The 12,762-nt window shown below is 71.4% G+C and carries 10 protein-coding genes and 1 pseudogene; 5 read left to right on the top strand and 6 right to left on the bottom strand.

Annotation, left to right across the window (positions count from 1 at the left end):
- Positions 1-15: 15 nt before the first annotated feature.
- From OG736_RS22760 to pdhA, 3 genes are read right to left on the bottom strand one after another with little or no spacing between them, the layout of a single operon-like run.
- A complete protein-coding gene (locus OG736_RS22760; protein ID WP_327184071.1) occupies positions 16-1,515 on the bottom strand; it encodes a dihydrolipoamide acetyltransferase family protein in 1,500 nt (499 codons plus the stop codon).
- A 10-nt stretch (positions 1,516-1,525) separates the two neighbouring features.
- The gene (locus OG736_RS22755; RefSeq protein ID WP_327184070.1) at positions 1,526-2,518 is read right to left on the bottom strand and encodes an alpha-ketoacid dehydrogenase subunit beta; all 993 of its coding nucleotides are present in this window, start codon (positions 2,516-2,518) and stop codon (positions 1,526-1,528) included.
- A gap of 1 nt (position 2,519) precedes the next feature.
- Positions 2,520-3,743: a pyruvate dehydrogenase (acetyl-transferring) E1 component subunit alpha gene (gene pdhA, locus OG736_RS22750; RefSeq protein ID WP_020130582.1), complete on the bottom strand. Its 1,224-nt coding sequence runs from the start codon at positions 3,741-3,743 to the stop codon at positions 2,520-2,522.
- A 322-nt stretch (positions 3,744-4,065) separates the two neighbouring features.
- Here pdhA and OG736_RS22745 point away from each other — a divergent pair.
- The 3 genes and pseudogenes from OG736_RS22745 to OG736_RS22740 form a co-directional block, all read left to right on the top strand.
- Positions 4,066-4,709 (top strand): annotated as a pseudogene (locus OG736_RS22745) (response regulator); the annotation flags it as partial.
- A 130-nt stretch (positions 4,710-4,839) separates the two neighbouring features.
- Positions 4,840-5,268, top strand: coding sequence for a pyridoxamine 5'-phosphate oxidase family protein (locus tag OG736_RS47305; RefSeq protein WP_442817184.1), 429 nt, complete (start codon positions 4,840-4,842; stop codon positions 5,266-5,268).
- Between the two features lie 115 nt (positions 5,269-5,383).
- Positions 5,384-6,637 (top strand): phosphotransferase, encoded by a 1,254-nt coding sequence (locus OG736_RS22740; protein WP_327184069.1) that lies wholly within the window; start codon positions 5,384-5,386, stop codon positions 6,635-6,637.
- A 73-nt stretch (positions 6,638-6,710) separates the two neighbouring features.
- Here OG736_RS22740 and OG736_RS22735 read toward each other — a convergent pair whose 3' ends face one another.
- On the bottom strand, positions 6,711-8,279 hold the full coding sequence (locus tag OG736_RS22735; RefSeq protein ID WP_327184068.1) for a protein kinase domain-containing protein: 1,569 nt from the start codon (positions 8,277-8,279) through the stop codon (positions 6,711-6,713).
- A 358-nt stretch (positions 8,280-8,637) separates the two neighbouring features.
- On the opposite strand from OG736_RS22735, the gene OG736_RS22730 reads away from it, so the two are divergent.
- Complete coding sequence (locus OG736_RS22730; RefSeq protein WP_327184067.1) at positions 8,638-10,266, top strand: protein kinase domain-containing protein; 1,629 nt, start codon at positions 8,638-8,640, stop codon at positions 10,264-10,266.
- Between the two features lie 84 nt (positions 10,267-10,350).
- Here the strand turns inward: OG736_RS22730 and OG736_RS22725 are convergent, their stop codons facing one another.
- A complete protein-coding gene (locus tag OG736_RS22725; RefSeq protein WP_327187683.1) occupies positions 10,351-10,899 on the bottom strand; it encodes a bacterial proteasome activator family protein in 549 nt (182 codons plus the stop codon).
- A gap of 162 nt (positions 10,900-11,061) precedes the next feature.
- On the opposite strand from OG736_RS22725, the gene OG736_RS22720 reads away from it, so the two are divergent.
- Complete coding sequence (locus tag OG736_RS22720) at positions 11,062-11,604, top strand: hypothetical protein (RefSeq protein ID WP_327184066.1); 543 nt, start codon at positions 11,062-11,064, stop codon at positions 11,602-11,604.
- A gap of 25 nt (positions 11,605-11,629) precedes the next feature.
- Here OG736_RS22720 and OG736_RS22715 read toward each other — a convergent pair whose 3' ends face one another.
- Positions 11,630-12,610 carry an NAD(P)H-quinone oxidoreductase gene (locus tag OG736_RS22715; protein ID WP_327184065.1) on the bottom strand — a complete coding sequence of 327 codons (981 nt, stop codon included), beginning with the start codon at positions 12,608-12,610 and terminating at the stop codon, positions 11,630-11,632.
- Positions 12,611-12,762: the final 152 nt, after the last annotated feature.

Genomic DNA, 12,762 nt, shown 5'->3' with positions numbered 1-12,762 from the left:
CCGGGCGGGCCGCCGCTAACCCCAGGTGATCAGCTTCTTGGGCTGTTCCAGGATCGCCGCCACGTCCGCCAGCACCTTGGAGCCCAGTTCCCCGTCCACCAGCCGGTGGTCGAAGCTCAGCGCCAGCGTGGTCACCTGACGTGGCTTCACCTTGCCCTTGTGGACCCACGGCTGGAGCTTGATCGCACCGATCGCGAGGATCGCGGACTCGCCGGGGTTGAGGATCGGGGTGCCGGTGTCGACGCCGAAGACGCCGACGTTGGTGATGGTCACCGTGCCGCCCTGCATGGCGGCCGGGGACGTCCGGCCCTCCCTCGCCGTCGAGACCAGCTCGCCCAGGGACTCCGCCAGCTGCGGCAGCGTCTTGGCGTGGGCGTCCTTGATGTTCGGGACCAGCAGGCCCCTGGGGGTCGCGGCCGCGATGCCCAGGTTGACGTAGTGCTTGACCACGATCTCCTGCGCCGCCTCGTCCCAGGACGCGTTGATCTCCGGGTTGCGCTTGACGGCGACCAGCAGGGCCCTGGCGATCAGCAGGAGCGGGTTGACCCGCAGGCCCTGCATGTCCTTGTCCTGCTTGAGCTCCTCGACCAGCTTCAGCGTGCGCGTCACGTCGATCGTCACGAACTCCGTGACGTGCGGCGCGGTGAAGGCCGAACCGACCATCGCCGCGGCCGTCGCCTTGCGGACGCCCTTGACCGGGACGCGGGTCTCACGGGCCGTGTCGTACGACGGCACGGGCACGGCCGCGATGGTCGTGACCGGAGCCTGTGTCACCTGCTGCTCCGGCTCGGCCACCGGAGCGGCCTGGGTCGCCGGGGCGGCCGGGGTCACCGCCGCGTGGACGTCCTCGCGGGTGATGATGCCGTCCGGGCCGGACGGGACCACCGTGGCGAGATCGACGCCGAGGTCCTTGGCCAGCTTGCGCACCGGCGGCTTGGCCAGCGGCCGCTCGCGCACGACGGGCGCGCCGCCGTGGCCGTTGAGCTCGGCCTGGATCGTGTCCGGGACCCGGGAGACCGCGATCTCCGGGCCCTTGCGCGGACGGCGCTTGGTGGAGGACGCGGCCACGCCGTACCCGACGAGGACCGGCTGGCGGCCGGAGCCCACCGGCTTCGCCGCCTCGGCCCGCGGTGCTTCGGCCTGCGCCGCCTCCGGCTGCTTCTCCGGGGCGGCCGGGGCCTGCGCGGGCGTCTGCACGGCCGCCTGCGCCGGTACGTCGGCGACCGGGGCGGCCACCGGGGCGTCGCCCGCTCCTCCCGACACGTCCACGGCAATGATCGACATGCCCACGTCGACCGTGGTGCCCTCGGGGAAGTGCAGCGCGCGGACCACCCCGTCGTAGGGGATGGGCAGCTCGACGGCGGCCTTGGCCGTCTCGACCTCGCACACCACCTGGCCGTCCGTCACCGTGTCGCCGGGCTGGACGTACCACTTGAGGATCTCGGCCTCGGTGAGCCCCTCACCCACGTCGGGCATCTTGAACTCGCGTACGGACGCTTCCGTCATCGTCGTCACGACCCTCTCCTCAGTACGCCAGGGCACGGTCGACGGCGTCGAGCACCCGGTCCAGGCCCGGCAGGTACTCCTCCTCCAGGCGCGCCGGCGGGTACGGGGCGTGATAGCCGCCGACCCTGAGCACCGGAGCCTCCAGGTGGTAGAAGCAGCGCTCGGTGATCCGGGCGGCGATCTCCGCGCCCGAACCGAAGAACACCGGCGCCTCGTGGACGACGACCAGACGGCGGGTCTTCTCGACCGACGCCTGGATCGCGTCGAAGTCCATGGGGGACACCGAGCGCAGGTCCAGGACCTCCAGGTTCTTGCCCTCCTCGGCGGCCGCGGCGGCGACCTCCTGGCAGAGCTTCACCATCGGACCGTAGGCGACGAGGGTCAGGTCCGTGCCCTCGCGGACGACCTGGGCCTTGTGCAGCGGGCCGGGGATCGCCTCGGGGTTGACCTCGCCCTTGTCCCAGTAGCGCCGCTTCGGCTCGAAGAAGATCACCGGGTCGTCGCTCTGGATGGCCTGCTGCATCATCCAGTACGCGTCGGACGCGTTGGACGGGGAGACGATCTTCAGGCCCGACACGTGCGCGAAGAGGGCTTCCGGCGACTCCGAGTGGTGCTCGACCGCGCCGATGCCACCGCCGTAGGGGATGCGGACGACGACCGGCAGCTTGACCTTGCCGAGCGAGCGCGCGTGCATCTTGGCGAGCTGCGTGACGATCTGGTCGTAGGCCGGGAACACGAAGCCGTCGAACTGGATCTCCACCACCGGGCGGTAGCCGCGCAGGGCCAGCCCGATCGCGGTGCCGACGATGCCGGACTCGGCGAGCGGGGTGTCGATGACGCGGCTCTCGCCGAAGTCCTTCTGCAGGCCGTCCGTCACCCGGAAGACGCCGCCGAGCTTGCCGACGTCCTCACCCATGATCAGGACCTTGGGGTCCGCCTCCAGGGCGCGGCGCAGCGACTCGTTGATCGCCTTGGCCAGGGCCAGGTTCTTGGACGTCACGGTTTCCGCCATCTCAGTTTCCCCCCGAACCCGCGGCGAAGCCGCTCTCGGATTCCGTCGCGAACGATGCCTGGTAGGCCGCGAACTGGGCCCGCTCCTCGTCGACGAGCGCGTGTCCGTCCGCGTACACGTTCTCGAAGATCGCGAAGCGGTCCGGGTCCGGCATGGCGCGGACCGCTTCGCGCACTCGCCTGCCCAACGCCTCGCTCTCCGCCTCGAGTTCCGCGAAGAATCCCTCGTCCGTGTGGTTTGACGCCTCCAGGTGGCGGCGCAGGCGCAGGATCGGGTCCTTCGCCTCCCAGGCCTCGCGCTCCTCGTCGGCCCGGTACTTCGTCGGGTCGTCGGAGGTGGTGTGGGCGCCCATGCGGTACGTGTACGCCTCGACGAGGGTGGGGCCCTCGCCGTCGCGGGCCCGGTCCAGCGCCCACCTGGTGACCGCGAGACAGGCCAGGACGTCGTTGCCGTCGACCCGGACACCGGGGAAGCCGTAGCCCTGCGCGCGCTGGTAGAGCGGCACCCGGGTCTGCTTCTCGGTGGGCTCGGAGATCGCCCACTGGTTGTTCTGGCAGAAGAACACGACCGGCGCGTTGTAGACGGCGGAGAAGGTGAAGGACTCCGCCACATCGCCCTGGCTGCTCGCGCCGTCGCCGAAGTAGGCGATCACCGCGCTGTCCGCGCCGTCCTTGGCGACGCCCATGGCGTAGCCCGTGGCGTGCAGCGTCTGGGAGCCGATGACGATCGTGTAGAGGTGGAAGTTGTTGCCGTTGGGGTCCCAGCCTCCGTTGTTCACCCCCCGGAACATGCCGAGCAGGTTGGTCGGGTCGACCCCGCGGCACCAGGCGACGCCGTGCTCGCGGTAGGTCGGGAAGACGTAGTCGTCGTCGCGCAGGGCCCGGCCGGAGCCGATCTGGGCGGCCTCCTGGCCGAGCAGCGAGGCCCACAGACCCAGCTCGCCCTGGCGCTGGAGGGCGGTGGCCTCCGCGTCGAAGCGGCGGGTGAGCACCATGTCGCGGTAGAGGCCGCGGAGCTCTTCGGGGGTGACACCGGCGACGTACTTGGCGTACTCGGCGTTCTTCGCGTTCTTGACCCGCTTGCCCTCCGGCGTCAGCAGTTGCACGAGCTCGGGCTCGGCGGACTTCCTGGCGGTGGTGCGGGTGGTGCGCTCGGTGCCGGTGGTGCCGGCCTTGCTTCCGGCGCTGCGTCGCGGCTTGCGCGCGGCAGTGCTCTCCACGGTCACGTGTGCTCCTCCGTCGGTCCGGCCCCCGGGGTTGCCGGGTGACCAGTGCGGCTCACCTGTTCCGGCACCCGTGCACGGGGTGGGTGTCACTCGGTCGGAAACAGGCGTGACAGGTGCCCCGGCGAGCGCCCTGCGGTCATCACGTTACCCAGTGCTTCACATTTCTGTGAAACCCCTCTTGACCTGCGTTTTTGCTTGGATTTCCAAGTAAATCGGCAAAGTCGGGAGAGAGCCAGGTCACAGCCTTGCAGGAGGCCGGAGCAACGGCACGTTATCCCGGGCACCCAGTCCACGGGAAGACTCCGTATGTGAGACTGATCGTGTGCGCGAAGAAGGAAAAATCACCTTTTTTCTACTCGACGACCATGAGGTCGTCCGGCGCGGGGTCCGCGAGATGCTCTCCGTGGAGAGCGATATCGGGTGGTCGGCGAGGCCGGCACGGCGGCCGACGCGCTGGTGCGCATTCCGGCCATCCGGCCCGACGTCGCGGTGCTCGACGTACGGCTCCCGGACGGCAGCGGCGTGGAGGTGTGCCGCGAGATCCGCTCCCGGGACGACTCCGTCAAGTGCCTGATGCTGACCTCGTACGCCGACGACGAGGCGCACTTCGACGCGATCATGGCCGGCGTCTCCGGCTATGCCCTGAAGGCCATCCGCGGCGAGGAGCTGCTGACGGCCGTACGGGACGTCGCCGCCGGGAAGTCGCTCCTGGACCCCGTCGCCACCGCGCGCGTGCTCCAGCGGCGGCGTGAGGGCGCTCCCGAGGCCGACGACCGGCTCGCGCACCTCACCGCCCAGGAGCGCAGGATCCTCGACCTGATCGGCGAGGGCCTCACCAACCGCCAGATCGGCACCGAGCTGCACCTCGCCGAGAAGACCATCAAGAACTACGTGGCGAGTCTGCTTTCCAAACTCGGTATGCAGCGCCGCTCCCAGGCGGCCGCGTACGCGGCCCGGATGCAGGCGGGAACGCAGGCGGGAAACGGGTCCTGGACGCAGACCGGATCGCGGGCGGGGAGCAACTGGGGACTTACGTCCCGGCCGGACGGGCCGGTGGCCTCTGTGGCGCCCCGTACCGGCCGCGCACAGTGGTCGCATGCCGACCGACGAACGACTCGCCGTCGACCTGCTCGCCCGCACCCAGTACGGCCGGGTGGCCGCCAGCCTGCGCGCGATGCCCTTCCTGGCCTGCGCCCGCCACATCGTGGTGGACGGCCGTCTGCTGCTGCGCATGCACCGCGGCCACGGCTACCACCGGGCCTGCGCCGGCCATGTGGTCGCCTACGGCTCGGACAACCTGGACCGGGCGCGGCCGGGCTCCGCCGAGGGCCGGTGGTCGGTGGCCGGTGGAGATCGTCGGGAAGTGCGCGTCCGCCGAACCCACCGCCGCCGAACCGGAGGCCTTCGGGCCCGCGCCCCGGGCCGTGGACGGCGGCGTCCCGTTCGACCCGGTCTACCTGTGCGTGACCCCTCAGTTCGTGACCGTGCACCGCCAGGGAGCGACCTGAAGCGACCTGTGAGGTGATCCGGAGCGGCGCGGGGCGACCTGGAGCGACCACCCGTGACAGTTGTTGATCTTTCGTGACTTTCTGTGACAATGCCCAGCTCACGGCCTCGGATCGTGCCCTAGCATCGGGCGCGTGCCGCGCTCCTGTGTACCCCCCTTAGTACTCCACGCGCCCCCTCTGGGCGCCCTGCTCCGCCGGTACGCCGCCGGCACCGCGCTCACCTGTGAGCCCGTCGACGAGGGGCTGCTGAACCGCGGCTACCGGCTGCGCACCACGCGCGGCCGCTACTTCCTCAAGCACCACTTCGACCCCGACACCGCCGACCCCGCCTCCATCGCCCGCCAGCACCGGGCCACCGAGCGACTGGCCGACCTCGGCGTCCCGGTCGCTCCCCCGCTGCCCGGCCACGACGGACGCACGGTCGCCGTCGTCGGCGGCCACGCCTACGCCCTCCACCCGTGGATCGACGGCCGCCACCGCCACGGCGCCCAGCTCACCCCCGGCCAGTGCGGCCGCCTGGGAGCGCTGCTGGGGGTGGTGCACGCCAGCCTGGAGCAGGTGATGCGGGCGGCCCACGACGAACTCCTGCCCCCGGCCCGTGGCGGACACGTGCCCCGGGGCCTCGGGGTCAACGCGCCTGCGGGGGCCGACGCGCCTTCGACGCGCGACCCGCGACGCGCCCCGGACCGTACCCCGGGGCACGCCCCCGAGGGCCGCGGCACCCCGTCCGAGCGCCCTGCCCGCGCCGCGGCCGCCGCTCCCGCCGGGCCGGCCACCGCTGCCGGGCACACCACGCCCGTCGAGGCCGCCGTCCCCGCCGCGAGCCCCGATCCCGCCGACACCTTCGTCCTCATCGAGGACCTCCTCGCGCGCGTGCGCCGTCACCGCCCCGCCGACTCCTTCGACGAACTCGCCCGCCACCGCCTCCTGGAACGGCGCACGCTGCTGGAACGGCACGCGGACCGGCGTCCTCCGCACAGCGGCCCGGTCGGCTGGGTGCACGGGGACTTCCACCCCTTCAACCTGCTCTACCGCGGGGACGCCCCGGCCGCCATCGTCGACTGGGACCGGCTGGGCGTGCAGCCCCGCGCCGAGGAGGCCGTCCGCGCCGCCGCGATCTTCTTCGTCCGTCCCGACGGCACCCTCGACCTGGCGAAGGCGAGGCACTACGCACGCGCGTACCGACACGCGGCCGGGGCCACGCCCTCCGAACTCGCGGCGGCCGCGCACCGGGTGTGGTGGGAGCGCCTCAACGACTTCTGGATGCTGCGCTGGCACTACGAGCGCGGCGACACCCGCGCCGACTCCCAGTTCCCGGCGGCCTCGGCCCTCGCCGTGTGGTGGACCCGCGAGTACGACGCGGTGTGCGGCGCGTTCGCGGACTGACCCGAGCCCACGAACGCGACACGCGCGCGTGGAGCCCTGTGACGGGCCCACGCGCGCGTGAGGCGTACCGAGGTCAGTTTCCGATGCTGCCGAGGGTGCCGCCCTCGGTGGCCGGGTCGCTCGGCTCCACGTCCGTCGGATCGTCCGAGGGCTGCGTGTCCGTCGGATCGTCCGACGGCTGGGTCTCCGTCTCCTCGTCCGTCGGCTCGCTGCTGGCCGACTCGGAGGGGGAGTACGACGGCGAGTACGAGGGCGAGTACGACGGCGTCCAGTCCGAATCGGAGTTCGAACCGGAGTTGTCGTCCGCGGTGTCGTCCGAGGCCGTGTTGCTCGCCTCGTCGCTCGGCGTCGCGGCGGAGGCGTCGTCCGTCGCCGACTGCGAGGTGGACGGCGACGGCGAGGTGTCGGTGTCGCCGCTGCCCTTCCCCTGGCCGTTCAGCGCGAGCGCGACGCCCGCGGCGATGGCGATCACCGCGAAGACGGCGAGGATCCACAGCTTGCCGCGGCCGCTGCCCTTGTTGCCGTGCCCCTCGAAGCCGCCGTCGTCACCGCCGCCGTAGCCGGTGGGCAGGATCGGCTGCGGGATCTGCGAGGTGCTGGAGCCGTCGGCGCCGTGCGCCAGCGCGGTCGTGCTCGCGAAGCCGCCGGAGGGCGTGCCGCGGCCGTCGGGCGCGCCGACCGGGCCGGTGTTCCAGGTGCCGGTGTGGCCGCCCTGGTCGTACAGCATCTGGAGCCCGTACTGGACCAGACCGCGCATCTCCTCCGCCGTCTGGAACCGGTCGTCGGGGTCCTTGGCCAGGGACCGCATGACGAGGCCGTCGAGTTCCGGCGGGCACTGCCCGTCCGAGGTCTGCGACGGCGGCACCGGGATGTCCTGCACGTGCTGGTAGACCACCGACAGCGGCGTCTCGCCGGTGAACGGCGGCCGAAGTGCGAGGAGTTCGTACAGCAGGCAGCCCGTCGCGTACAGGTCGGAGCGGTAGTCGACGGCCTTGCCGAGCGCCTGTTCCGGGGAGAGGTACTGCGGGGTGCCCATGACCATGCCGGTCTGTGTCATCGTCGTGGACGCGCCGTGCAGGGCGCGCGCGATGCCGAAGTCCATCACCTTGACCGCACCGTTGTGCGTGATGATCACGTTCGCCGGCTTGATGTCGCGGTGCACGATGCCGTGCTGGTGCGAGTAGGCGAGCGCCTCCAGCACCCCCGAGGTGATGATCAGGGCCTGCTCGGGGCCGGGCGCCTCGGCGTTGAGGAGGAGGTCGCGGATGGTGCGTCCCTCGACGATCTCCATCACGATGTACGGCACGCTCTGGCCGCCCACGAAGTCCTCGCCGGAGTCGTACACGGCGACGATCGCATGGTGGTTGAGGCCGGCCACCGACTGGGCCTCGCGCGTGAAGCGGGCCTTGGACACGGGGTCCTCGGCGAGATCGGCGCGCAGCAGCTTCACCGCGACGGTGCGTCCGAGGCGTACGTCCTCGGCCGCGAACACCTCGGCCATGCCACCTCGGCCGAGTCTGCGGGTCAACCGGTATCGGCCGTCCCCGACCAGTCCGCCGTTGCCCCAGTTCTCCGGCGCATCTGACATACCGCCGCCAGTCGCCTCGGGGTCGGACGGGCCCTGAGCGCGCTGCTGTGCCATCAGTCCTCGCCGTCGTTTCTGCCCGCGGAACGCGCGGTGTTGTTACGGTCTCCGTCGGCCACGCTACAGCCTCCGCGCAAGCCTCCGGCCCGGGACGATCCCCGGAACATCGCCCGGGGCGAGCCCGGGCGCCGGTCCGCGACGGACCGGCCATCAAACCTGTACTCCGTACCGACGTGCAAATTCTGTGTACCGGCCGTACGGCACCTGTAACGCTTCCGCGACGCTTCTTTCTCGTAGGGTCACGGAACGGGCACCGAGCTTGACGTGTCAGTGCCCTACGGCAGACTTGGCCGGGAATAGCACTATCGATCAACGACAGTCAACGGCGCCTGAGGGCCTACGGGGGACGCAGAAGATGAGCCAGGACGGCGCGCAGGGCCGGTATGCGGGGCGGGCGCTCGCCGCCGGCCGGTATCAGCTGCGCGACTTGCTCGGCGAGGGCGGCATGGCCTCGGTGCACCTCGCCTACGACGCCGTGCTCGACCGTCAGGTCGCGGTGAAGACCCTGCACACCGAACTCGGCCGTGAGCAGGCCTTCCGCGAGCGCTTCCGCCGCGAGGCCCAGGCCGTGGCCAAGCTCACGCACACCAACATCGTCTCCGTCTTCGACACCGGCGAGGACGACGTCGAGGGGTTGACGACTCCGTACATCGTCATGGAGTACATCGAGGGCCGCCCGCTCGGCTCGGTGCTCGACGAGGACGTGCGGCAGCAGGGCGCGATGCCCGCCGACAAGGCGCTGAAGATCACCGCGGACGTGCTGGCGGCGCTGGAGATCAGCCACGAGATGGGGCTCGTCCACCGCGACATCAAGCCCGGCAACGTGATGATGACCAAGCGCGGCGTGGTCAAGGTGATGGACTTCGGCATCGCTCGCGCGATGCAGTCCGGGGTCACCTCGATGACGCAGACCGGCATGGTCGTCGGGACCCCGCAGTACCTCTCGCCCGAACAGGCCCTGGGGCGTGCGGTGGACGCCCGGTCCGACCTGTACTCGGTCGGCATCATGCTGTTCCAACTGGTCACCGGGCGGCTGCCGTTCGAGGCCGATTCGCCGCTTGCGATCGCGTACGCGCACGTGCAGGAGGAGCCGGTGGCTCCGTCCTCGATCAACCGGGCGCTGCCGCCGGCCGTCGACGCGCTGATCGCCCGCGCGCTGAAGAAGAACCCGAACGAGCGCTTTCCGACCGCCGTCGCCATGCGCGACGAGTGCCTGCGGGTCGCCGCCTCCTTCCAGCCGGCCCCGCCGAGCATCGTCCCGGGCGCGCAGACGTCGAGCGGTGCGGGCGTCGGTTCCGCGGTGTTCCCGCCGATCGGCCAGAGCACCCCGGCGCCGCAGGCCGGCGTCCAGACGCCCTACCAGCCCGCGCCGACCCCGAACCCGTACGGCACCCCGACGCCCGCCTCCTACGGCTATCCGCAGCAGGGCTACCAGACGCCCGCTCCGGCCTACGGCCACCAGCAGGCACCGCACACCCCGCCCGCGTACAACCTCAGCCCGCAGCCGTCCACCACGGTGTCCTCGGGCGGTGGTGGCCGCCGCAACAGCAAGCCGGTGCTCATCGGCTCGGCCGTCGTCGCCGTGGTGGCGGTCGGCGGCCTCATCGCCAGCCTCACGATGGGCGGGGGCGACGACGACGCCAAGGGCGGTACCTCCAGCTCCTCGCCGTCGGTGACGAAGGCGGCGGACTACCGGGCGCCGGACACCTCCAAGACGATCGAGTCGACGGAGTGCTCCGAGCCGCAGGAGTCGTACAACGACCCCGACAAGATCCGGGTGCCGAACTTCAAGTTCAAGTACATCGGCTCGGTCAAGGAGTGCTTCCAGGCGGCCGGCTGGCCGTACAAGATCACGAAGGTGGACGAGAACACGTACGGCGACGGGGCGGTCATGGACCAGTTCCCCTCCGCCGGAACGGACGTCGACCCGAAGGACATGCCCGAGATCGAGATCAAGGTCTCCACGGGCAACCCGGCGTCGTGACCGTCTGACGTCATGGGAGAAGGGCCCGGCGCCGAAACGCCGGGCCCTTCTCGTGTGTACGGCTACGGACGACTGTCCGGCGCTCTAGAGGTACGGCCCGCCCGTGCGGCCGCCCGCCGCGCGCGGATCGTCGACACCCTCGTGACTCGCTCCCGGCGGCAGCGCCCGCCGCATCTGCTCCAACTGGGCACGCGCGGCCATCTGCTGGGCGAAGAGGGTGGTCTGGATGCCGTGGAAGAGGCCCTCCAGCCAGCCGACCAACTGGGCCTGCGCGATGCGCAGTTCCGCGTCACTCGGCGTCGAGTCCTCGTTGAACGGCAGGGAGAGCCGCTCCAGTTCCTCGACCAGTTCCGGCGCCAGGCCGTCCTCCAGCTCCTTCACCGAGCTCGAGTGGATCTCCTTCAGCCGGACCCGGCTCGCCTCGTCCAGAGGAGCCGCGCGCACCTCCTCGAGCAGCTGCTTGATCATGCTGCCGATCCGCATGACCTTCGCCGGCTGTTCGACCTGCTCGGTCACCGGGATCTCACGGGAGTCGTCGTCAGCGTCGATGTCACCGAGCGCCATGCCGTCCTGACCTACGACCAGGATCTTCTGGGCGTTCTCCGGCGACCTTTCGTTCCTCGGCATCTCCATGCCGTCATTCTCTCGCACGTCCTCACCTCATCACCGTGGCACCCCCCGGGAAAGGTGATCCACTGTTTCCGTTCGGCGTAGTCCGGAATGCGGTGGTAGTTCCCCGATGTGAGGCTTGTTGCGTCTTTTCTGGCGACTGGGCACCGGGAGGGGGTCACGGACGTGACTCCATGGCAGCAGGCGTGGTGCGCGACGCGGGCCGGCGTGGGCGTCGGAGCGGTCGTGCTGGGCGTGCTCGTGCTGCCCTGCGGGGGCGCCTCCTCGTACGCGGCCGTCGCGTCCGCGGCCGTCGCGTCGTACGCCACCGTGTCGGCGTCCGCCACCCCCGCCCCCTCCTCCTCCGCACCGGACCGGGCCGGCAGCCGGGCGGGCGAGGGACGCCAGCGGCCCGGCCGGGCGGGCGACCACGCGGAGGAGGAGGCCGACGAGGACGCGGACGAGGAGGCGCAGGACACGGAGGGCGAGGACACGGGCGAGGGGAGCGACGACGGCGACCTCTCCGACGACACCGACGCGTCCGCGTCGCCGGAGGCCGCCGCTCCCGTGCCCTCGGGCGCGCCACGGGACCCCGTGCGGCGTCCCGTGGCGCAGCCGGAGGGGTCCGACGGCCCCGTCCTGCAGATCCTGCCGCTCGGCAGTGGTCTCGTCCTCATCGGCCTCGGCATCGCCCTCGCCCTGGCCGCCCTGCGGCTGCGCCGCACCTGAGACCGCCGCCGCGTCAGAGCCTGCCCTAGGCAGTGACCAGCAGCACCTTGCCGACGTGGCTGCTCGCCTCGACGATCCGGTGGGCCTCGGCCGCGTCGCTCATCGGGACCTCGCGGTCGACGACGGGGCGGACATGGCCGGCGGCGAGCAGTGGCCAGACGTGTTCGCGTACGGCCGCCACGATGGCCGTCTTCTCCTCCAGGGGGCGGGCCCGCAGCGAGGTCGCGCTGATCGCGGCGCGCTTGCCGAGAAGCGCGCCGATGTTCAGCTCGGCCTTGATGCCGCCCTGCATGCCGATGATCGCGAGGCGGCCGTTGACGGCGAGCGCCTGGACGTTGCGGTCCAGGTACTTCGCGCCCATGTTGTCGAGGATGACATCGGCGCCCGCGCCGTCCGTGGCCTGCTTCAGCTCGGCGACGAAGTCCTGCTCGCGGTAGTTGATCAGGATGTCCGCGCCCAGCTCGGCGCACTGGTCCAGCTTCTCCTTGGTGCCCGCGGTGACGGCGACCCTGGCGCCGACGGCCTTGGCCAGCTGGATCGCCATGGTCCCGATGCCACTGGACCCGCCGTGCACGAGCAGCGTCTCGCCGGGACGGAGATGGGCGATCATGAAGACGTTCGACCAGACGGTGCTGGTCACCTCGGGGAGCGCGGCGGCCCGCCGCAGATCGACGCCGTCCGGCACGGGCAGCAGCTGGCCGGCCGGCACCGCGACCTTCTCCGCGTAGCCGCCGCCCGCGAGCAGCGCGCACACCTCGTCGCCGACGGCCCAGCCGGAGACGCCGGGGCCGACCTCGACGATCCGGCCGGAGCACTCCAGACCGGGGTAGCGGGAGGCGCCGGGCGGCGGATCGTAGAAGCCCTGCCGCTGAAGGATGTCGGCCCGGTTGACGGCGCCGGCCACCACCTCGACCAGGACCTCGCCCGCGCCGGGTACGGGATCGGGGACCTCGTCCCACACCAGCGCCTCGGGACCACCAGGTTCGGGAATCGTGATCGCATGCATGAGGGGGACGCTACTCCTCCCCCTCTCCTCCCCCTTCCTCGCTCCCGATCATGGTCCGCGGCGTGGTCCGCAGAGTGGTCAGCGGCGGAAACGAGGGGGCGGGAAAAACGAGGTGCGATCACCGATGAGTTCGGGCGACGGTAAAGGTCTCC

Source organism: Streptomyces sp. NBC_01334 (assembly GCF_035983595.1).
Taxonomy (GTDB): domain Bacteria; phylum Actinomycetota; class Actinomycetes; order Streptomycetales; family Streptomycetaceae; genus Streptomyces; species Streptomyces coriariae.
Note: the sequence above shows the minus strand (reverse complement) of the source record. Positions and strands in the feature narration are given on the sequence as shown.